Genomic DNA, 17,486 nt, shown 5'->3' on the forward strand with positions numbered 1-17,486 from the left:
AAGCCCCTGTCACTTCATCAGTGACAGGGGCTTTTTGTATTTAATCCTGTAGGAGCCAAGCTTGCTTGCGATAGCGATCTCAAGGACGCCATCGCCGGCAAGCTTGGCTCCTACAGGTCAGCAGCATCAGCACTGCGATTGCAGGTAATTCTTCAGACCGATCAACTTGATCAGACCCAGCTGCTTCTCAAGCCAGTAGGTGTGATCTTCTTCGGTGTCGTTTAGCTGGATACGCAGCATCTCGCGGCTGACGTAGTCCTTGTGCAGCTCGCAAAGCTCGATACCCTTGCAGAGTGCGGCGCGGACTTTGTATTCCAGTCGCAAGTCAGCGGCGAGCATGTCAGGCACTGTGGTGCCGACATCCAGATCGTCGGGACGCATGCGTGGCGTGCCTTCGAGCATCAGAATCCGGCGCATCAAGGCGTCAGCGTGCTGCGCCTCTTCTTCCATCTCGTGGTTGATACGTTCGTAGAGCTCGGTGAAACCCCAGTCCTCGTACATCCGCGAATGGATGAAATATTGATCACGCGCCGCCAGTTCGCCGGTCAGCAACGTGTTGAGGTAATCGATTACGTCTGGGTGGCCTTGCATCGCCCTACATCTCCCTGCTTGAAAGTCTGTAGTTTGAACCAAGCCGACTGCCTGGTCACTTCGTTTGCGCGATAAAAGCGAAGAAATTCTGAGAAATGTGGTTCAAATAACGCAAAAACCGCCCAAATAAGGGCGGTTCTGCTTCTCGTTTAGACTTCGTTAAGCTGTACGCCCAACGCCTTTGCGATTGCTTCTCCGTACGCCGGGTCAGCCCTGAAGAAGTGCTGCAGTTGACGATCAACCACGTCACCGGACACCCCCGCCATGGCGCCGGCAATGTTGTTGATCAGCAGGGTTTTCTGCTCATCATTCATCAGGCGGAACAGCGCCCCCGCATGGCTGTAGTAATCGGTATCTTCACGATGATCGTAACGATCAGCCGCGCCGCTCAGTGCCAGCGCTGGCTCAGCATAGCGAGGCGCTTGTTTCGGCGATTCGACGTAGCTGTTCGGCTCATAGTTAGGTGCCGCACCGCCATTGCTGCCAAACGCCATCGAACCATCGCGCTGATAGCTGTTTACCGGGCTGCGAGGCGCGTTCACCGGCAATTGCTGGTGGTTGGTGCCAATGCGGTAACGGTGAGCATCAGCGTAAGCGAACACTCGACCTTGCAGCATGCGGTCAGGCGACAAACCGACACCCGGGACCATGTTGCTCGGACCGAACGCCGCTTGCTCGACTTCAGCAAAATAATTCTGCGGGTTGCGGTTAAGCTCCAGCTCGCCCACTTCGATCAGCGGAAACTCTTTCTGCGACCAGGTCTTGGTCACGTCAAACGGGTTCTCGTAGTGCGCTGCGGCCTGATCCTCGGTCATGATCTGGATGCACACGCGCCATTTCGGGAAATCACCGCGCTCAATCGCGCCGAACAGATCACGCTGTGCGTAATCCGGATCGGTACCGGCCAAGCGTGCCGCTTCTGCCGGCGCCAGGTTTTTGATTCCTTGCTTGGTCTTGTAGTGCCACTTCACCCAGTGACGCTCGCCATTGGCGTTGATCAGGCTGTAAGTGTGGCTGCCGAAGCCGTGCATGTGACGGTAGCCATCAGGAATGCCGCGATCCGAGAACAGAATGGTGACCTGGTGCAACGCCTCAGGTGAGTGCGACCAGAAGTCCCACATCATTTGCGCGCTTTTCAGGTTGCTTTGTGGCAGACGTTTCTGGGTGTGAATAAAGTCGGGGAATTTCAGAGGATCGCGAATGAAGAACACTGGTGTGTTGTTACCGACGATGTCCCAGTTACCTTCTTCGGTGTAGAACTTCAGGGCAAAGCCACGTGGATCGCGCTCGGTGTCGGCCGAACCGCGCTCGCCGCCCACGGTGGAAAACCGCAGGAAGGTTGGGGTTTGCTTACCAACAGATTCAAACAGTTTGGCGCTGGTGTACTCGGTGATATCCCGAGTTACGGTGAACGTACCGTAAGCACCCGAACCTTTGGCGTGTACACGGCGCTCAGGGATGTTTTCACGGTTGAAGTGGGCAAGCTTCTCGATCAGGTGGAAGTCGTCGAGTAGCAGCGGGCCACGCGGGCCGGCGGAACGGGAATTCTGGTTGTCGGCGACAGGAGCGCCACTGGCGGTGGTAAGCGTTTTATTTTGGCTCATGCGATCTCTTCCTTTGTCAGTTTTTGAACTGCCGGCTAATCGGCTTGGAACGGAGTATTGACCATTGATCAGGAAGGCTACAAATTCATTAATTTGCAGAGATCAATAGAAAAATACTACCAACAGCCCCGTTCACATCATGACGGCATGGACCGCAGGGAAGCTTGTATAAACAGCGCGTTTCTTACGGGCACAAAAAACCGGGCACTAGGCCCGGTTCTTCGTTTCAGACTGACGTCTTACTCAGCGGATACAGCTTCACCGCCGGTAGCACGATCAACCAACTCGACGTACGCCATAGGCGCGTTGTCGCCAGTGCGGAAGCCGCACTTGAGGATGCGCAGGTAGCCACCCTCACGGGTAGCATAACGCTTGCCCAGGTCGTTGAAGAGCTTACCAACGATAGCTTTCGAACGAGTACGGTCGAAAGCCAGACGGCGGTTAGCCAGGCTGTCTGTCTTGGCCAAAGTGATCAGCGGCTCAGCAACGCGACGCAGTTCTTTAGCTTTTGGCAGTGTAGTTTTGATCAGCTCGTGCTCGAACAGCGACACCGCCATGTTTTGAAACATGGCCTTGCGGTGCGAGCTGGTGCGGCTCAGGTGACGACCACTTTTACGATGACGCATGGTTCATTCCTTACCAAACACAACGTTCGGTGATTACGACGATCAGGCAGTCGCCTTGTCGTCCTTCTTAAGACTTGCAGGCGGCCAGTTGTCGAGGCGCATGCCGAGGGACAGACCGCGGGAGGCCAGAACGTCCTTGATTTCAGTCAAGGATTTCTTGCCAAGGTTCGGAGTCTTCAACAGCTCTACTTCGGTACGCTGAATCAGGTCACCGATGTAGTAGATGTTTTCCGCCTTAAGGCAGTTAGCCGAACGTACAGTCAGTTCCAGATCGTCAACCGGGCGAAGCAGGATCGGATCAATCTCGTCTTCCTGCTCGACAACCACTGGCTCACTGTCACCTTTGAGGTCGACGAACGCAGCCAACTGCTGTTGCAGAATGGTTGCAGCGCGGCGAATTGCCTCTTCAGGATCCAGAGTACCGTTGGTTTCCAGATCAATAACCAGCTTGTCCAGGTTAGTACGCTGCTCGACACGGGCGTTTTCCACCACGTATGCGATACGGCGAACCGGGCTGAACGAAGAGTCAAGCTGCAAGCGACCGATGCTGCGGCTTTCGTCTTCATCGCTCTGACGCGAGTCTGCCGGTTCATAACCACGACCACGAGCTACGGTGAGCTTCATGTTCAGGGCGCCGTTAGACGCCAGGTTAGCGATTACGTGATCGGGGTTAACGATCTCGACATCATGATCCAGCTGAATATCGGCAGCGGTAACCACCCCCGAACCCTTCTTCGACAAGGTCAGCGTAACTTCGTCACGGCCGTGCAGCTTGATAGCCAGACCTTTAAGGTTCAACAGGATTTCAATTACGTCTTCCTGTACACCTTCGATGGCGCTGTACTCATGGAGCACACCGTCAATCTCGGCCTCGACTACTGCGCAGCCGGGCATTGAGGACAACAGGATGCGTCGCAGCGCGTTGCCCAGGGTGTGGCCGAAACCACGCTCGAGAGGCTCGAGAGTGATCTTGGCGCGGGTTGGACTGACAACCTGCACATCAATATGGCGGGGTGTCAGGAACTCATTTACCGAAATCTGCATGGATGCACCTATTTTCTAGCCCTTACTTGGAGTAGAGCTCGACAATCAGGCTTTCGTTGATGTCGGCGGACAGATCACTGCGAGCTGGAACGTTCTTGAAAACGCCCGACTTCTTCTCAGTGTCTACTTCTACCCATTCTACGCGGCCACGTTGGGCACACAGATCGAGAGCTTGGACAATGCGAAGTTGGTTCTTTGCTTTCTCGCGAATCGCGACCACGTCACCAGCACGAACCTGGTACGAAGGTACGTTTACGGTCTGACCGTTAACGCTTACGGATTTGTGCGATACCAGCTGACGGGATTCGGCACGAGTAGAGCCAAAACCCATACGGTATACAACGTTGTCCAAACGGCATTCGAGCAGTTGCAACAGGTTTTCGCCAGTTGCACCTTTCTTGCCAGCAGCTTCTTTGTAGTAGCCGCTGAATTGACGCTCGAGAACGCCGTAGATACGACGGACCTTCTGCTTTTCACGCAGTTGGGTGCCGTAATCGGACTGGCGACCGCGGCGTTGGCCGTGGATACCAGGTGCTGCTTCAATGTTGCACTTCGATTCGATCGCGCGCACGCCGCTCTTCAAGAAGAGATCGGTGCCTTCGCGACGAGCGAGTTTGCATTTTGGACCAATGTAACGAGCCATTCTTTACAATCTCCTGGATTACACGCGGCGCTTCTTCGGCGGACGGCACCCGTTGTGCGGGATTGGCGTCACGTCGGTGATGCTGGCGATCTTGTAGCCACAGCCGTTCAAAGCGCGGACTGCAGATTCACGACCTGGACCTGGACCTTTGACGTTAACGTCGAGGTTTTTCAGGCCGTATTCCAGCGCAGCTTGACCAGCACGTTCAGCAGCTACTTGAGCAGCAAACGGGGTGGACTTGCGGGAACCGCGGAAACCCGAACCACCGGAGGTAGCCCAGGAAAGAGCGTTACCTTGACGGTCGGTGATGGTCACGATTGTGTTGTTAAAAGACGCGTGGATGTGGGCGATGCCATCAACCACTGTCTTTTTGACTTTTTTACGAGGACGAGCAGCAGGTTTAGCCATGATTAATTTCCTGTCGATTCGCTGGGGCGATTACTTGCGGATCGGCTTACGCGGACCTTTACGGGTACGCGCGTTAGTCTTGGTACGCTGACCGCGCACTGGAAGACCACGACGATGACGCAGACCGCGATAGCAACCGAGGTCCATCAAACGCTTGATTTTCATGTTGATTTCGCGACGCAGGTCACCTTCAGTGGTGAACTTCGCCACTTCGCCACGCAGCTGTTCAATCTGCTCGTCGCTCAGATCTTTGATCTTTGCGGCTGGGTTTACCCCAGTCACTGCACAGATCTTCTGTGCAGTAGTGCGACCAACACCATAGATGTAGGTCAGCGAGATAACAGTATGCTTGTTATCTGGAATGTTAACGCCTGCAATACGGGCCATTCAGTGGGACTCCAATTGACAGCTACCTACGCCCCGGAAGCCAAGAAATAGGGCGCGAGATAATATCGCTGTAATAACAAATAATCAACCCGGCAGCGCACTAGCTGCCGGGCTTGAAGCACAATCACACTCAGCCTTGGCGCTGTTTGTGACGCGGTTCCGCGCTGCAAATTACTCGAACAACACCTTCGCGGCGAATAATCTTGCAGTTACGGCACAGCTTTTTCACCGATGCACGAACTTTCATCACCAACTCCTCGAACCTTATGGGTACTCAGCGCAACATGCCGCTGCCGTAACCCTTCAGGTTGGCTTTCTTCATCAGGGATTCGTACTGGTGCGAAACGAGGTGCGATTGTACTTGGGACATGAAGTCCATCACAACCACGACGACGATCAGCAACGAGGTCCCGCCAAGGTAGAACGGTACGTTTGCTGCAACCACCAGGAACTGGGGCAACAGGCACACGGCCGTCATGTAAAGAGCACCGAACATGGTTAAGCGAGTCAGAACGCCATCAATGTAGCGCGCAGACTGCTCGCCTGGACGGATGCCCGGAATAAAGGCACCGGACTTCTTCAGGTTTTCCGCTACGTCTTTCGGATTGAACATCAACGCCGTATAGAAGAAGCAGAAGAAAATAATCCCTGCACTAAACAGCAGAATATTCAACGGCTGACCAGGAGCGATCGACTGCGAGATGTCCTGCAACCAGCCCATACCTTCAGACTGGCCGAACCAGGCACCCAACGAAGCCGGGAACAGCAAAATGCTGCTCGCGAAAATGGCCGGAATAACACCGGCCATGTTCACCTTCAGCGGCAAGTGGCTAGTCTGCGCAGCGAAGACCTTGCGGCCCTGCTGACGCTTGGCGTAGTGAACAGCAATACGACGCTGACCACGCTCAATGAACACCACAAAACCGATAATCGCTACTGCCAGCAAACCGATGGCAACCAAGGCGAAGATGTTGATATCACCCTGACGTGCAGACTCGAAAGACTGCCCGATCGCTCTCGGAAGACCGGCGACGATACCCGAAAAAATCAACATCGAGATACCGTTGCCAACACCACGCTCAGTAATCTGCTCACCCAGCCACATCATGAACATCGCACCAGCCACAAAAGTGGATACTGCGACGAAATGGAAGCCAAAGTCACCAGTGAACGCAACGCCCTGCCCTGCCAGACCAATGGACATGCCAATTGCCTGAACGAGAGCGAGAACTACAGTGCCGTAGCGGGTGTACTGGCTGATCTTGCGACGGCCAGCTTCACCTTCCTTCTTCAACTGTTCCAGCTGCGGGCTGACGGCGGTCATCAGCTGCATGATGATCGATGCCGAAATGTACGGCATGATCCCCAGTGCAAAGATGCTCATCCGCTCCAGCGCGCCGCCGGAAAACATGTTGAACAAGCTAAGAATGGTCCCCTCATTCTGTCGAAACAGGTCCGCGAGTCGGTCCGGGTTGATACCTGGAACCGGGATGTGTGCGCCTATTCGGTAGACGATAATCGCCAGGAACAGAAAACGCAGACGAGCCCAGAGTTCAGACATACCGCCTTTGCCGAGCGCAGAGAGAGCACCTTGCTTAGCCATTTATTCCTCGAACTTGCCGCCAGCTGCTTCGATAGCCGCACGCGCACCTTTGGTGGCGCCGATTCCCTTTCCGATGGTGACAGCGCGAGTAACTTCGCCGGACAGCATGATTTTCACACGCTGTACGTTGACGTTGATCACGTTGGCATCTTTCAGGGACTGCACGGTGACGATGTCGCCTTCCACTTTAGCCAGCTCGGACAGACGCACTTCTGCGCGGTCCATGGCTTTCAGGGAAACGAAACCGAACTTCGGCAGGCGACGATGCAGCGGCTGTTGACCGCCTTCAAAGCCTGGAGCAATGGTGCCACCGGAGCGGGAGGACTGACCTTTGTGGCCACGGCCACCGGTCTTGCCCAAACCACTACCGATACCACGGCCCGGACGATGCTTTTCGCGACGGGAACCCGGCGCTGGACTCAGATCATTGAGTTTCATCGATTAACCCTCGACACGCAGCATGTAGTAAGCCTTGTTGATCATCCCGCGATTCTCGGGAGTATCAAGTACTTCTACAGTGTGACCGATGCGACGCAGACCCAGACCCTTAACGCACAGTTTGTGGTTAGGGATGCGGCCGGTCATGCTTTTGATCAGCGTAACTTTAACGGTAGCCATGATCAGAAGATCTCCTTGACGCTTTTGCCACGCTTGGCGGCAATGGATTCAGGAGACTGCATAGCTTTCAAACCTTTGAAAGTGGCGTGAACCACGTTTACCGGGTTAGTCGAGCCGTAGCACTTGGCCAGAACGTTCTGAACGCCAGCAACTTCGAGGACAGCACGCATAGCGCCGCCAGCGATGATACCGGTACCTTCAGAAGCAGGCTGCATGTACACCTTCGAAGCGCCGTGACCGGACTTCATTGCGTACTGCAGAGTGGTGCCGTTCAGATCAACTTGGATCATGTTGCGGCGAGCAGCTTCCATTGCCTTCTGGATCGCAGCAGGCACTTCACGCGACTTGCCACGGCCGAAGCCAACACGCCCTTTACCATCACCCACCACGGTCAACGCGGTGAAAGTGAAGATACGGCCGCCTTTAACGGTTTTGGCTACGCGGTTAACTTGAACCAGCTTCTCGATGTAGCCTTCGTCGCGCTTTTGGTCGTTATTTGACATAACTTAGAACTCCAGCCCAGCTTCACGAGCAGCATCAGCCAGCGCCTTGACGCGGCCATGGTACTTGAAGCCAGAGCGGTCGAAAGCCACCTGCGAGACGCCAGCGGCTTTAGCACGCGTAGCGACCAGCTGGCCAACCTTAGTGGCCGCGTCGATGTTGCCAGTGGCGCCATCACGCAGTTCTTTATCCAAAGTCGAGGCAGATGCCAGGACTTTGTTGCCGTCGGCCGAAATGACCTGGGCGTAGATGTGCTGCGACGAGCGGAACACGCAGAGACGCACGACTTCGAGTTCGTGCATTTTCAGGCGTGCTTTGCGAGCGCGACGCAGTCGAGTAACTTTTTTGTCGGTCATTTGCTATGCCCTACTTCTTCTTGGCTTCTTTACGACGGACGACTTCGTCCGCGTAGCGCACACCTTTGCCTTTGTACGGCTCGGGTGGACGGAAGTCGCGGATCTCGGCGGCCACTTGACCTACCAGCTGTTTATCGATACCCCGGATCAGGATGTCGGTCTGGCTAGGAGTCTCAGCGGTGATGCCTTCCGGCAGTTCATAATCCACTGGGTGCGAGAAGCCAAGAGCCAGGTTCAGCACTGTGCCTTTTGCTTGCGCTTTGTAACCAACACCGACCAGCTGGAGCTTGCGCTCGAAGCCTTGGCTTACGCCTTGGACCATGTTGTTTACCAACGCACGAGTGGTACCAGCCATTGCGCGAGTTTGTTGATCGCCATTGCGAGCAGCGAAACGCAGCTCACCAGCTTCTTCAACGATCTCAACGGACGAATGGATGTTCAGTTCGAGAGTGCCCTTGGCACCCTTCACCGAAAGCTGTTGGCCTGCGAATTTTACTTCGACACCGGCTGGCAGCTTAACGGGGTTCTTAGCGACGCGTGACATGCTTATCCCCCCTTAGAACACAGTGCAAAGAACTTCGCCGCCGACACCGGCAGCGCGCGCAGCACGATCCGTCATCACACCTTTGTTGGTGGAGACGATAGACACACCGAGACCGCCACGAACTTTTGGCAGATCATCGACGGACTTGTACTGACGCAGGCCTGGACGGCTAACGCGCTTCACTTCCTCGATGACCGGACGGCCTTCGAAGTACTTCAGCTCGATGGACAGCAGTGGTTTGATTTCGCTGCTGATCTGATAACCCGCAATGTAACCTTCGTCCTTCAGGACTTTGGCAACAGCTACCTTCAAAGTAGAAGATGGCATGCTTACGACGGACTTTTCAGCCATCTGGGCATTACGGATTCGAGTTAGCATGTCCGCTAACGGGTCCTGCATACTCATGGGCTAGACGCTCCTAATACAAAAAAATTAGCCTTGCGGCTACTACTTGTCGCCGAGCTCATCCATGCGAAAAAAGCACGGGCTCAGGCGAGCCGGGTATTCTAGACACACCCCACAAATGAATCAAGCCCCAATAGGGGCTTGATTCAAGTTCAAGGTCACCGGCGGTCAGGATCTTGCGATCCCGAACACCGAGACTTTGACAGTGCTTACCAGCTGGCTTTAACCAGACCAGGTACGTCGCCACGCATTGCAGCTTCACGCAGTTTGTTACGGCCAAGGCCGAACTTGCGGTAAACGCCGTGTGGACGACCGGTCAGGCGGCAACGGTTACGCATGCGCGAAGCGCTTGCGTCACGTGGCTGCTTCTGCAGAGCTACTGTAGCTTCCCAACGCGCTTCTGGACTTGCGTTCAGATCAACGATGATAGCTTTCAGTGCTGCACGCTTTTTGGCGTACTTGGCAACCGTGAGCTGACGCTTCAGCTCGCGGTTTTTCATGCTCATCTTGGCCATTTTCCTACTCCAATCAGTTGCGGAACGGGAATTTGAAAGCACGCAACAGGGCGCGACCTTCATCATCGTTCTTGGCAGTGGTGGTCAGGGTAATGTCCAGACCGCGGAGAGCATCGATCTTGTCGTAGTCGATTTCCGGGAAGATGATCTGCTCTTTAACGCCCATGCTGTAGTTACCACGACCATCGAAGGACTTGGCATTCAGGCCGCGGAAGTCGCGAACCCGAGGCAGGGAGATCGACAGCAGACGATCCAGGAACTCGTACATACGCTCACGGCGCAGGGTCACTTTGACGCCGATCGGCCAACCTTCACGGACTTTAAAGCCAGCGATGGATTTCCGAGCGTAAGTCACAACAACTTTCTGACCGGTGATCTTTTCCAGGTCGGCAACAGCGTGCTCGATGACTTTTTTGTCACCGACCGCTTCGCCCAGACCCATGTTCAGGGTGATTTTGGTAACGCGTGGAACTTCCATCACGTTCGAAAGCTTAAGTTCTTCCTTAAGCTTCGGTGCGATTTCCTTCCAGTAAATCTCTTTTAGTCGTGCCATGGTCTTCTACCTAGCAGTGTTCAAGCATCAACCGCTTTTTGGGTCGACTTGAAGACACGAATTTTCTTGCCGTCTTCTACTTTGAAACCAACGCGGTCAGCCTTGTTGGTTTCGCCGTTGAAAATGGCGACGTTAGAAGCGTCCAGTGGAGCTTCTTTTTCGACGATACCGCCTTGTACGCCCGACGCCGGGTTAGGCTTGGTATGACGCTTAACCAGGTTCAGACCACCAATAACCAGACGGTTATTAGCGAGAACCTTAAGCACCTTACCGCGCTTACCTTTGTCTTTGCCGGCGATCACGATGATCTCGTCGTCACGACGAATCTTTTGCATGTCGGATCTCCTTACAGCACTTCTGGGGCGAGCGAGACGATCTTCATGAACTTCTCAGTACGAAGTTCACGAGTCACTGGCCCAAAGATACGGGTGCCGATCGGCTCTTGCTTGTTGTTCAGAAGAACAGCAGCGTTGCCATCAAAGCGGATAATGGAGCCATCAGCACGACGTACGCCGTGACGAGTGCGGACTACAACAGCAGTCATCACTTGGCCTTTTTTCACTTTACCGCGAGGAATTGCTTCCTTCACGGTAACTTTGATGATGTCACCGATACCAGCGTAACGACGATGGGAGCCACCCAGCACCTTGATGCACATAACACGGCGAGCGCCGCTGTTATCGGCCACATCGAGCATGGATTGAGTCTGAATCATATAATTTCTCCGACCCCTAGTCCTTAGACTTCCACAGCGCGTTCGAGAACATCAACCAATGCCCAAGACTTGGTCTTGGCCAGCGGACGAGTTTCACGAATAGTGACTTTGTCGCCGATGTGGCACTGATTGGTTTCGTCGTGCGCGTGCAGCTTAGTCGAACGCTTAACGTATTTACCGTAGATCGGGTGCTTAACGCGACGCTCGATCAGAACGGTGATGGTCTTGTCCATTTTGTCGCTGACAACACGGCCAGTCAGCGTACGGACGGTTTTTTCGGCTTCAGCCATGATTACTTACCTGCCTGCTGTTTGAGCACAGTCTTCACGCGAGCGATGTCACGCTTAACTTGCCGGAGCAGGTGAGACTGCCCCAACTGGCCAGTTGCTTTCTGCATGCGCAGATTGAACTGGTCGCGCAGCAGGCCGAGCAGTTGCTCGTTAAGCTGCGGCGCGTCTTTTTCACGAAGTTCATTCGCTTTCATCACATCACCGTCCGTTTAACAAAGGCGGTGGCGAGCGGCAGCTTTGCAGCAGCCAGGGCAAAAGCCTCACGCGCCAGCTCTTCAGTAACACCCTCGATTTCATACAGGACTTTGCCTGGCTGAATCTGGGCAACCCAGTACTCCACACTACCCTTACCTTTACCCATCCGAACTTCGAGTGGCTTTTTGGAAATAGGCTTGTCCGGGAATACACGGATCCAGATCTTGCCGCCACGCTTAACGTGACGGGTCAGAGCACGACGCGCTGACTCGATCTGACGAGCGGTGAGACGACCACGAGCTACAGACTTCAGCGCGAACTCGCCGAAGCTGACTTTGCTACCGCGCTGAGCCAGACCACGGTTGTGGCCTGTCATCTGCTTGCGGAACTTCGTACGCTTTGGTTGCAACATTTGGCGTACCCCTTACTTAGCAGCTTTTTTACGAGGCGCTGGTGCTTGTGGTTTCAGTTCTTCTTGGCGACCACCAATTACTTCGCCTTTGAAGATCCAAACCTTTACACCGATCACACCATAAGTGGTGTGAGCTTCGTAGTTGGCATAGTCGATGTCGGCACGCAGGGTGTGCAGTGGCACACGACCTTCGCGATACCATTCAGTACGTGCGATTTCAGCACCGCCGAGACGACCGCTCACTTGGATTTTGATGCCTTTGGCACCAATGCGCATGGCGTTCTGTACAGCGCGCTTCATAGCGCGACGGAACATTACGCGACGCTCCAGCTGCTGAGCTACGCTCTGCGCAACCAACATACCGTCGAGCTCCGGCTTGCGGATTTCTTCGATATTGATGTGCACAGGCACACCCATTTGTTTGGTCAGGTCCTGACGCAGCTTCTCAACATCTTCACCTTTCTTCCCGATAACGATACCTGGACGAGCGGTGTGGATGGTGATACGTGCAGTCTGAGCCGGACGATGGATATCGATACGGCTTACGGACGCGCTTTTTAGTTTGTCTTGGAGATACTCACGCACCTTCAGATCAGCGAACAAATAGTCCGCATAAGTCCGACCGTCTGCGTACCAGACGGAGGTGTGCTCCTTGACGATTCCCAGGCGAATGCCAATGGGATGTACTTTCTGACCCATCTCTTCGACTCCGTTACTTGTCAGCAACCTTGACAGTGATATGGCAAGACCGCTTGACGATGCGATCAGCACGGCCTTTGGCACGTGGCATGATTCGCTTCAGCGAACGCCCTTCGTTGACGAAAACGGTGCTGACTTTAAGGTCATCAACGTCTGCGCCTTCGTTATGCTCGGCGTTGGCTACGGCCGACTCCAGCACTTTCTTCATGATCTCGGCGGCTTTCTTACTGCTGAAAGCCAACAGGTTGAGCGCTTCGCCCACCTTCTTCCCGCGGATCTGGTCGGCGACCAAGCGGGCTTTCTGGGCGGAGATTCGAGCGCCCGACAACTTAGCGGCTACTTCCATCGTTCCTTACCCCTTAACGCTTGGCTTTCTTGTCTGCCACGTGCCCGCGATATGTGCGGGTACCGGCAAACTCGCCTAGTTTGTGGCCGACCATGTCTTCGTTCACGAGAACTGGAACATGTTGACGACCGTTATGCACTGCAATGGTCAAACCGACCATTTGTGGCAGGATCATGGAACGGCGCGACCAGGTTTTAACTGGTTTGCGATCGTTCTTTTCCGCCGCCACTTCGATCTTCTTCAGTAGGTGAAGATCAATAAAAGGACCTTTTTTCAGAGAACGTGGCACTGTCGTATCCCTCTATTTACTTGCGACGACGGACGATCATTTTGTCGGTACGCTTATTACCACGAGTCTTCGCGCCCTTAGTCGGGAAGCCCCATGGCGATACCGGATGACGACCACCAGAGGTACGACCTTCACCACCACCATGTGGGTGGTCAACCGGGTTCATGGCAACACCACGAACGGTTGGGCGAACGCCACGCCAGCGTTTGGCACCAGCTTTACCCAGCGAACGCAGGCTGTGCTCGGAGTTCGAGACTTCACCCAGGGTCGCGCGGCATTCAGCCAGCACTTTACGCATCTCACCAGAACGCAGACGCAGGGTCACGTAGACACCTTCACGAGCGATCAGCTGAGCCGAAGCACCAGCGGAACGAGCGATTTGCGCGCCTTTACCTGGCTTCAATTCGATGCCGTGTACGGTGCTACCAACTGGAATGTTACGCAGTTGCAGAGCGTTGCCCGGCTTGATCGGTGCCAGAGCACCTGCGATCAGCTGGTCGCCAGCACTCACGCCTTTAGGGGCGATGATGTAGCGACGCTCGCCATCTGCGTACAGCAGCAGAGCGATGTGAGCAGTACGGTTTGGATCGTATTCAATACGCTCGACAGTGGCAGAGATGCCATCTTTGTCGTTGCGACGGAAATCGACCAGACGATAATGCTGCTTATGGCCACCACCGATGTGACGAGTGGTAATACGACCATTGTTGTTACGACCACCAGTCTTCGATTTTTTCTCGAGCAGCGGTGCGTGAGGAGCGCCTTTATGCAGCTCCTGGTTGACCACCTTGACCACAAAACGGCGGCCAGGGGAAGTCGGTTTGCATTTAACGATTGCCATGATGCACCCCTTCCTTACTCAGCACTGCTGCTGAAATCGAGATCTTGGCCTGGCTGAAGGGAGATAACTGCCTTCTTCCAGTCATTACGCTTGCCCAGACCGCGAGCAGTGCGCTTGCTCTTACCCAGAACATTCAGGGTAGTAACACGCTCTACTTTCACGCTGAACAGGCTTTCGACGGCCTTCTTGATTTCCAGCTTGGTTGCGTCAGTTGCAACCTTGAAAACGAACTGGCCTTTCTTGTCAGCCAGAACCGTAGCCTTCTCGGAAACGTGCGGGCCAAGCAGAACTTTAAATACGCGTTCCTGGTTCATCCCAGCAGCTCCTCGAATTTCTTCACGGCCGACACGGTGATCAACACCTTGTCGTATGCGATCAGACTAACTGGATCGGAACCTTGCACGTCACGTACATCAACGTGTGGCAGGTTGCGAGCAGCCAGGTACAGGTTCTGATCAACCACTTCAGACACGATCAAGACGTCAGTCAGGCCCATGCCGGTCAGTTTGTTCAGCAGATCTTTGGTCTTCGGTGCATCAACAGCGAAGTCCTGAACCACAACCAGACGATCAGTACGCACCAGCTCAGCAAGGATGGAACGCATTGCTGCGCGATACATCTTCTTGTTCAGCTTCTGGGTGTGATCCTGAGGACGAGCTGCGAAAGTGGTACCGCCGCCACGCCAGATTGGGCTACGGATAGTACCGGCACGAGCACGGCCAGTACCTTTCTGACGCCATGGGCGCTTACCGCCACCACGAACGTCGGAACGGGTCTTTTGCTGCTTGCTACCTTGACGGCCGCCGGCCATGTAGGCCACGACTGCTTGGTGAACCAGCGTCTCGTTGAATTCGCCGCCAAATGTCAGTTCGGAAACTTCGATCGCTTGAGCGTCATTTACATTTAATTGCATGTCAGCTTCCCCTTAACCGCGAGCCTTGGCTGCTGGACGTACAACCAAGTTGCCGCCAGTAGCGCCAGGAACAGCGCCCTTGACCAACAACAGATTGCGTTCAGCGTCCACGCGCACTACTTCGAGGGACTGCACGGTCACGCGCTCAGCGCCCATATGACCGGACATTTTTTTGCCCTTGAATACACGACCAGGAGTCTGGCACTGGCCGATAGAGCCTGGAACGCGGTGGGACACGGAGTTACCGTGGGTATTATCTTGCCCGCGGAAGTTCCAACGCTTGATCGTACCCTGGAAGCCTTTACCCTTGGACTGACCGGTTACATCAACCAGTTGACCGGCAGCGAAGATTTCAGCGTTGATCAGATCGCCGGCCTGGTACTCGCCTTCTTCAAGACGGAATTCCATTACGGTACGACCAGCGGCAACGTTCGCTTTAGCGAAGTGGCCAGCTTGAGCAGCTGTAACACGCGAAGCACGACGCTCGCCTACAGTGACTTGCACTGCACGATAGCCATCGGTCTCTTCAGTTTTGAACTGGGTGACGCGATTCGGCTCGATCTCAATGACCGTGACCGGAATGGAGACACCTTCTTCGGTGAAAATACGGGTCATACCGCATTTACGACCGACTACACCAATAGTCATGTTGTAAACCTCATGAGTGTACGGGGCTTTCACCCGCTATGGCCGCCCATTTCAGAGCGTTACACGACTAAGACCGAGTCTTAGCCGAGGCTGATCTGCACTTCCACACCGGCCGCAAGATCAAGCTTCATAAGAGCATCAACGGTTTTATCCGTTGGCTGGACGATGTCCAGAACGCGCTTATGAGTACGGATCTCGTACTGGTCACGCGCGTCTTTGTTGACGTGCGGGGAGACCAGAACGGTGAACCGCTCTTTACGGGTAGGCAGTGGAATTGGACCACGCACTTGAGCACCAGTACGTTTCGCGGTTTCCACGATTTCCTGGGTGGATTGGTCGATCAGGCGATGGTCAAAAGCCTTCAACCTGATACGGATTTGCTGATTTTGCATTGGATTTCAGACTCCGGCTGCTATTCCCAGCGAGCGCAATACGCCCGTTAAAAGGAGGCGCAATTCTATAGACGGGCTACTACAGTGTCAACCCAATAAAAAAGCCCCCGCTAGGCGGGGGCTTTTTCAAGTCATCACTTATTAAGCGATGATTTTGGCTACGACGCCAGCGCCGACGGTACGACCGCCTTCACGAATAGCGAAACGCAGACCATCTTCCATTGCGATGGTTTTGATCAGGGTGACAACCATTTTGATGTTGTCGCCTGGCATTACCATTTCAACGCCTTCCGGCAGTTCGCAGTTACCGGTCACGTCAGTGGTCCGGAAGTAGAACTGTGGACGGTAGCCTTTGAAGAACGGAGTGTGGCGACCGCCTTCTTCTTTGCTCAACACGTACACTTCAGCTTCGAAGGTAGTGTGCGGCTTGACCGAACCCGGCTTGACCAGAACCTGGCCACGCTCAACGTCGTCACGCTTGGTGCCGCGCAGCAGCACGCCGCAGTTCTCGCCAGCACGACCTTCGTCGAGCAGCTTACGGAACATTTCAACACCGGTGCAGGTGGTGACGGTAGTGTCACGCAGACCAACGATTTCCAGTGGATCCTGAACCTTGACGATACCGCGCTCGATACGACCAGTTACAACAGTACCGCGACCGGAGATCGAGAATACGTCTTCGATTGGCATCAGGAACGGCTTGTCGATAACACGAACTGGATCTGGGATGTAGCTGTCCAGAGTCTCAACCAGCTTACGAACGGCAGTGGTGCCCATTTCGTTGTCGTCTTGGCCGTTCAGAGCCATCAGAGCCGAACCGATGATGATCGGAGTGTCGTCGCCTGGGAAGTCGTAAGTGCTCAGCAGATCGCGCACTTCCATCTCAACCAGTTCCAGCAGCTCAGCGTCGTCTACCATGTCAGCCTTGTTCAGGAAGACAACGATGTACGGAACGCCAACCTGACGGGACAGCAGGATGTGCTCACGGGTTTGTGGCATCGGACCATCAGCGGCCGAGCAAACCAGGATAGCGCCGTCCATCTGAGCAGCACCGGTGATCATGTTCTTCACATAGTCAGCGTGACCTGGGCAGTCAACGTGAGCGTAGTGACGGATCAGCGAGTTGTATTCAACGTGCGCGGTGTTGATGGTGATACCACGAGCCTTTTCTTCCGGAGCGCTGTCGATTTTGTCGAAAGCAACAATGGCCGAACCGAAAACTTCGGAGCAGACGCGAGTCAGAGCAGCGGTCAGCGTGGTTTTACCGTGGTCGACGTGACCGATGGTGCCAACGTTGACGTGCGGGAGGGTACGGTCAAATTTTTCTTTAGCCACGACAATTAACTCC

Annotated in this window: 31 protein-coding genes; all 31 read right to left on the reverse strand. The window is 54.6% G+C overall.

Annotated features, from left to right (window positions below):
* Positions 1-126: 126 nt before the first annotated feature.
* A complete protein-coding gene (bfr, locus tag ACYZTW_RS30005; protein ID WP_462002929.1) occupies positions 127-591 on the reverse strand; it encodes a bacterioferritin in 465 nt (154 codons plus the stop codon).
* Between the two features lie 149 nt (positions 592-740).
* Positions 741-2,195: a catalase gene (locus ACYZTW_RS30010; RefSeq protein WP_462002930.1), complete on the reverse strand. Its 1,455-nt coding sequence runs from the start codon at positions 2,193-2,195 to the stop codon at positions 741-743.
* Positions 2,196-2,434: 239 nt separating this feature from the next.
* Positions 2,435-2,821, reverse strand: coding sequence for a 50S ribosomal protein L17 (gene rplQ / locus ACYZTW_RS30015; RefSeq protein WP_007943777.1), 387 nt, complete (start codon positions 2,819-2,821; stop codon positions 2,435-2,437).
* A 42-nt stretch (positions 2,822-2,863) separates the two neighbouring features.
* Positions 2,864-3,865, reverse strand: a complete 1,002-nt coding sequence (locus ACYZTW_RS30020; protein WP_003186012.1) for a DNA-directed RNA polymerase subunit alpha — start codon at positions 3,863-3,865, stop codon at positions 2,864-2,866.
* Between the two features lie 22 nt (positions 3,866-3,887).
* Positions 3,888-4,508, reverse strand: coding sequence for a 30S ribosomal protein S4 (gene rpsD, locus ACYZTW_RS30025; protein ID WP_003210056.1), 621 nt, complete (start codon positions 4,506-4,508; stop codon positions 3,888-3,890).
* An 18-nt stretch (positions 4,509-4,526) separates the two neighbouring features.
* Positions 4,527-4,916 (reverse strand): 30S ribosomal protein S11, encoded by a 390-nt coding sequence (rpsK, locus tag ACYZTW_RS30030; protein WP_002555466.1) that lies wholly within the window; start codon positions 4,914-4,916, stop codon positions 4,527-4,529.
* 30 nt (positions 4,917-4,946) lie between these two features.
* Positions 4,947-5,303, reverse strand: a complete 357-nt coding sequence (rpsM, locus tag ACYZTW_RS30035; RefSeq protein ID WP_003186020.1) for a 30S ribosomal protein S13 — start codon at positions 5,301-5,303, stop codon at positions 4,947-4,949.
* A gap of 130 nt (positions 5,304-5,433) precedes the next feature.
* Positions 5,434-5,550 carry a 50S ribosomal protein L36 gene (rpmJ, locus tag ACYZTW_RS30040; protein ID WP_002555468.1) on the reverse strand — a complete coding sequence of 39 codons (117 nt, stop codon included), beginning with the start codon at positions 5,548-5,550 and terminating at the stop codon, positions 5,434-5,436.
* Between the two features lie 27 nt (positions 5,551-5,577).
* Complete coding sequence (gene secY / locus ACYZTW_RS30045) at positions 5,578-6,906, reverse strand: preprotein translocase subunit SecY (protein WP_003228718.1); 1,329 nt, start codon at positions 6,904-6,906, stop codon at positions 5,578-5,580.
* Entirely contained in the window at positions 6,907-7,344 is a 438-nt protein-coding gene (rplO, locus tag ACYZTW_RS30050; protein ID WP_007896782.1) for a 50S ribosomal protein L15, read from the reverse strand.
* A 3-nt stretch (positions 7,345-7,347) separates the two neighbouring features.
* A complete protein-coding gene (rpmD, locus tag ACYZTW_RS30055) occupies positions 7,348-7,524 on the reverse strand; it encodes a 50S ribosomal protein L30 (protein ID WP_003186033.1) in 177 nt (58 codons plus the stop codon).
* A gap of 2 nt (positions 7,525-7,526) precedes the next feature.
* Entirely contained in the window at positions 7,527-8,027 is a 501-nt protein-coding gene (gene rpsE / locus ACYZTW_RS30060) for a 30S ribosomal protein S5 (RefSeq protein WP_007943782.1), read from the reverse strand.
* A gap of 3 nt (positions 8,028-8,030) precedes the next feature.
* Positions 8,031-8,381: a 50S ribosomal protein L18 gene (gene rplR / locus ACYZTW_RS30065; RefSeq protein WP_003186037.1), complete on the reverse strand. Its 351-nt coding sequence runs from the start codon at positions 8,379-8,381 to the stop codon at positions 8,031-8,033.
* A 10-nt stretch (positions 8,382-8,391) separates the two neighbouring features.
* Complete coding sequence (gene rplF / locus ACYZTW_RS30070; RefSeq protein WP_007896774.1) at positions 8,392-8,925, reverse strand: 50S ribosomal protein L6; 534 nt, start codon at positions 8,923-8,925, stop codon at positions 8,392-8,394.
* A 12-nt stretch (positions 8,926-8,937) separates the two neighbouring features.
* On the reverse strand, positions 8,938-9,330 hold the full coding sequence (gene rpsH, locus ACYZTW_RS30075; RefSeq protein ID WP_003186040.1) for a 30S ribosomal protein S8: 393 nt from the start codon (positions 9,328-9,330) through the stop codon (positions 8,938-8,940).
* Between the two features lie 209 nt (positions 9,331-9,539).
* Positions 9,540-9,845, reverse strand: coding sequence for a 30S ribosomal protein S14 (gene rpsN, locus ACYZTW_RS30080; RefSeq protein WP_003176414.1), 306 nt, complete (start codon positions 9,843-9,845; stop codon positions 9,540-9,542).
* A 13-nt stretch (positions 9,846-9,858) separates the two neighbouring features.
* Entirely contained in the window at positions 9,859-10,398 is a 540-nt protein-coding gene (gene rplE / locus ACYZTW_RS30085) for a 50S ribosomal protein L5 (protein ID WP_003176415.1), read from the reverse strand.
* A 20-nt stretch (positions 10,399-10,418) separates the two neighbouring features.
* Positions 10,419-10,733 (reverse strand): 50S ribosomal protein L24, encoded by a 315-nt coding sequence (rplX, locus tag ACYZTW_RS30090; RefSeq protein WP_008145498.1) that lies wholly within the window; start codon positions 10,731-10,733, stop codon positions 10,419-10,421.
* Positions 10,734-10,744: 11 nt separating this feature from the next.
* Positions 10,745-11,113, reverse strand: a complete 369-nt coding sequence (gene rplN / locus ACYZTW_RS30095; RefSeq protein WP_002555479.1) for a 50S ribosomal protein L14 — start codon at positions 11,111-11,113, stop codon at positions 10,745-10,747.
* A gap of 23 nt (positions 11,114-11,136) precedes the next feature.
* Entirely contained in the window at positions 11,137-11,403 is a 267-nt protein-coding gene (rpsQ, locus tag ACYZTW_RS30100) for a 30S ribosomal protein S17 (RefSeq protein ID WP_003176419.1), read from the reverse strand.
* Between the two features lie 2 nt (positions 11,404-11,405).
* A complete protein-coding gene (gene rpmC, locus ACYZTW_RS30105; RefSeq protein WP_008030901.1) occupies positions 11,406-11,597 on the reverse strand; it encodes a 50S ribosomal protein L29 in 192 nt (63 codons plus the stop codon).
* Positions 11,597-12,010 (reverse strand): 50S ribosomal protein L16, encoded by a 414-nt coding sequence (rplP, locus tag ACYZTW_RS30110; RefSeq protein WP_008145497.1) that lies wholly within the window; start codon positions 12,008-12,010, stop codon positions 11,597-11,599. Before rplP ends, rpmC begins: the two co-directional genes overlap by 1 nt.
* A gap of 12 nt (positions 12,011-12,022) precedes the next feature.
* Entirely contained in the window at positions 12,023-12,709 is a 687-nt protein-coding gene (rpsC, locus tag ACYZTW_RS30115) for a 30S ribosomal protein S3 (protein WP_003176422.1), read from the reverse strand.
* A gap of 13 nt (positions 12,710-12,722) precedes the next feature.
* Positions 12,723-13,055: a 50S ribosomal protein L22 gene (gene rplV / locus ACYZTW_RS30120; protein WP_003103908.1), complete on the reverse strand. Its 333-nt coding sequence runs from the start codon at positions 13,053-13,055 to the stop codon at positions 12,723-12,725.
* A gap of 13 nt (positions 13,056-13,068) precedes the next feature.
* Positions 13,069-13,344 carry a 30S ribosomal protein S19 gene (gene rpsS / locus ACYZTW_RS30125; protein ID WP_002555486.1) on the reverse strand — a complete coding sequence of 92 codons (276 nt, stop codon included), beginning with the start codon at positions 13,342-13,344 and terminating at the stop codon, positions 13,069-13,071.
* A gap of 16 nt (positions 13,345-13,360) precedes the next feature.
* Positions 13,361-14,185: a 50S ribosomal protein L2 gene (gene rplB, locus ACYZTW_RS30130; RefSeq protein ID WP_003176423.1), complete on the reverse strand. Its 825-nt coding sequence runs from the start codon at positions 14,183-14,185 to the stop codon at positions 13,361-13,363.
* Between the two features lie 14 nt (positions 14,186-14,199).
* Positions 14,200-14,499, reverse strand: coding sequence for a 50S ribosomal protein L23 (rplW, locus tag ACYZTW_RS30135; protein ID WP_002555488.1), 300 nt, complete (start codon positions 14,497-14,499; stop codon positions 14,200-14,202).
* Positions 14,496-15,098: a 50S ribosomal protein L4 gene (gene rplD / locus ACYZTW_RS30140; protein WP_007896707.1), complete on the reverse strand. Its 603-nt coding sequence runs from the start codon at positions 15,096-15,098 to the stop codon at positions 14,496-14,498. The genes rplW and rplD overlap by 4 nt, the downstream gene beginning before the upstream one ends.
* A 12-nt stretch (positions 15,099-15,110) precedes the next feature.
* The gene (gene rplC, locus ACYZTW_RS30145) at positions 15,111-15,746 is read right to left on the reverse strand and encodes a 50S ribosomal protein L3 (protein ID WP_003186059.1); all 636 of its coding nucleotides are present in this window, start codon (positions 15,744-15,746) and stop codon (positions 15,111-15,113) included.
* A gap of 80 nt (positions 15,747-15,826) precedes the next feature.
* Complete coding sequence (gene rpsJ, locus ACYZTW_RS30150; protein WP_003186070.1) at positions 15,827-16,138, reverse strand: 30S ribosomal protein S10; 312 nt, start codon at positions 16,136-16,138, stop codon at positions 15,827-15,829.
* Positions 16,139-16,279: 141 nt separating this feature from the next.
* The gene (gene tuf / locus ACYZTW_RS30155) at positions 16,280-17,473 is read right to left on the reverse strand and encodes an elongation factor Tu (RefSeq protein ID WP_462002931.1); all 1,194 of its coding nucleotides are present in this window, start codon (positions 17,471-17,473) and stop codon (positions 16,280-16,282) included.
* Positions 17,474-17,486: the final 13 nt, after the last annotated feature.

The sequence above is a fragment of the Pseudomonas sp. LB3P25 genome, from assembly GCF_054897985.1.

Bases quoted from the DNA above. Each gene is read 5' to 3' on its own strand.
- rplD (WP_007896707.1), bottom strand. From the start codon at position 15,098: ATGCAATTAAATGTAAATGACGCTCAAGCGATCGAAGTTTCCGAACTG.
- rpsQ (WP_003176419.1), bottom strand. From the start codon at position 11,403: ATGGCTGAAGCCGAAAAAACCGTCCGTACGCTGACTGGCCGTGTTGTC.
- rplO (WP_007896782.1), bottom strand. From the start codon at position 7,344: ATGAAACTCAATGATCTGAGTCCAGCGCCGGGTTCCCGTCGCGAAAAG.
- rpsJ (WP_003186070.1), bottom strand. From the start codon at position 16,138: ATGCAAAATCAGCAAATCCGTATCAGGTTGAAGGCTTTTGACCATCGC.
- rpsH (WP_003186040.1), bottom strand. From the start codon at position 9,330: ATGAGTATGCAGGACCCGTTAGCGGACATGCTAACTCGAATCCGTAAT.
- rpsD (WP_003210056.1), bottom strand. From the start codon at position 4,508: ATGGCTCGTTACATTGGTCCAAAATGCAAACTCGCTCGTCGCGAAGGC.
- rpmJ (WP_002555468.1), bottom strand. From the start codon at position 5,550: ATGAAAGTTCGTGCATCGGTGAAAAAGCTGTGCCGTAACTGCAAGATT.
- rplE (WP_003176415.1), bottom strand. From the start codon at position 10,398: ATGGCACGACTAAAAGAGATTTACTGGAAGGAAATCGCACCGAAGCTT.
- rplX (WP_008145498.1), bottom strand. From the start codon at position 10,733: ATGCAAAAGATTCGTCGTGACGACGAGATCATCGTGATCGCCGGCAAA.
- rplP (WP_008145497.1), bottom strand. From the start codon at position 12,010: ATGTTGCAACCAAAGCGTACGAAGTTCCGCAAGCAGATGACAGGCCAC.
- rpsN (WP_003176414.1), bottom strand. From the start codon at position 9,845: ATGGCCAAGATGAGCATGAAAAACCGCGAGCTGAAGCGTCAGCTCACG.
- rplF (WP_007896774.1), bottom strand. From the start codon at position 8,925: ATGTCACGCGTCGCTAAGAACCCCGTTAAGCTGCCAGCCGGTGTCGAA.
- rpsE (WP_007943782.1), bottom strand. From the start codon at position 8,027: ATGTCAAATAACGACCAAAAGCGCGACGAAGGCTACATCGAGAAGCTG.
- rpsM (WP_003186020.1), bottom strand. From the start codon at position 5,303: ATGGCCCGTATTGCAGGCGTTAACATTCCAGATAACAAGCATACTGTT.
- ACYZTW_RS30010 (WP_462002930.1), bottom strand. From the start codon at position 2,195: ATGAGCCAAAATAAAACGCTTACCACCGCCAGTGGCGCTCCTGTCGCC.
- rpsC (WP_003176422.1), bottom strand. From the start codon at position 12,709: ATGGGTCAGAAAGTACATCCCATTGGCATTCGCCTGGGAATCGTCAAG.
- ACYZTW_RS30020 (WP_003186012.1), bottom strand. From the start codon at position 3,865: ATGCAGATTTCGGTAAATGAGTTCCTGACACCCCGCCATATTGATGTG.
- rpsK (WP_002555466.1), bottom strand. From the start codon at position 4,916: ATGGCTAAACCTGCTGCTCGTCCTCGTAAAAAAGTCAAAAAGACAGTG.
- rpmC (WP_008030901.1), bottom strand. From the start codon at position 11,597: ATGAAAGCGAATGAACTTCGTGAAAAAGACGCGCCGCAGCTTAACGAG.
- rplB (WP_003176423.1), bottom strand. From the start codon at position 14,185: ATGGCAATCGTTAAATGCAAACCGACTTCCCCTGGCCGCCGTTTTGTG.
- rplW (WP_002555488.1), bottom strand. From the start codon at position 14,499: ATGAACCAGGAACGCGTATTTAAAGTTCTGCTTGGCCCGCACGTTTCC.
- rplN (WP_002555479.1), bottom strand. From the start codon at position 11,113: ATGATTCAGACTCAATCCATGCTCGATGTGGCCGATAACAGCGGCGCT.
- secY (WP_003228718.1), bottom strand. From the start codon at position 6,906: ATGGCTAAGCAAGGTGCTCTCTCTGCGCTCGGCAAAGGCGGTATGTCT.
- bfr (WP_462002929.1), bottom strand. From the start codon at position 591: ATGCAAGGCCACCCAGACGTAATCGATTACCTCAACACGTTGCTGACC.
- rplC (WP_003186059.1), bottom strand. From the start codon at position 15,746: ATGACTATTGGTGTAGTCGGTCGTAAATGCGGTATGACCCGTATTTTC.
- rplV (WP_003103908.1), bottom strand. From the start codon at position 13,055: ATGGAAGTAGCCGCTAAGTTGTCGGGCGCTCGAATCTCCGCCCAGAAA.
- rpmD (WP_003186033.1), bottom strand. From the start codon at position 7,524: ATGGCTACCGTTAAAGTTACGCTGATCAAAAGCATGACCGGCCGCATC.
- rplR (WP_003186037.1), bottom strand. From the start codon at position 8,381: ATGACCGACAAAAAAGTTACTCGACTGCGTCGCGCTCGCAAAGCACGC.
- rplQ (WP_007943777.1), bottom strand. From the start codon at position 2,821: ATGCGTCATCGTAAAAGTGGTCGTCACCTGAGCCGCACCAGCTCGCAC.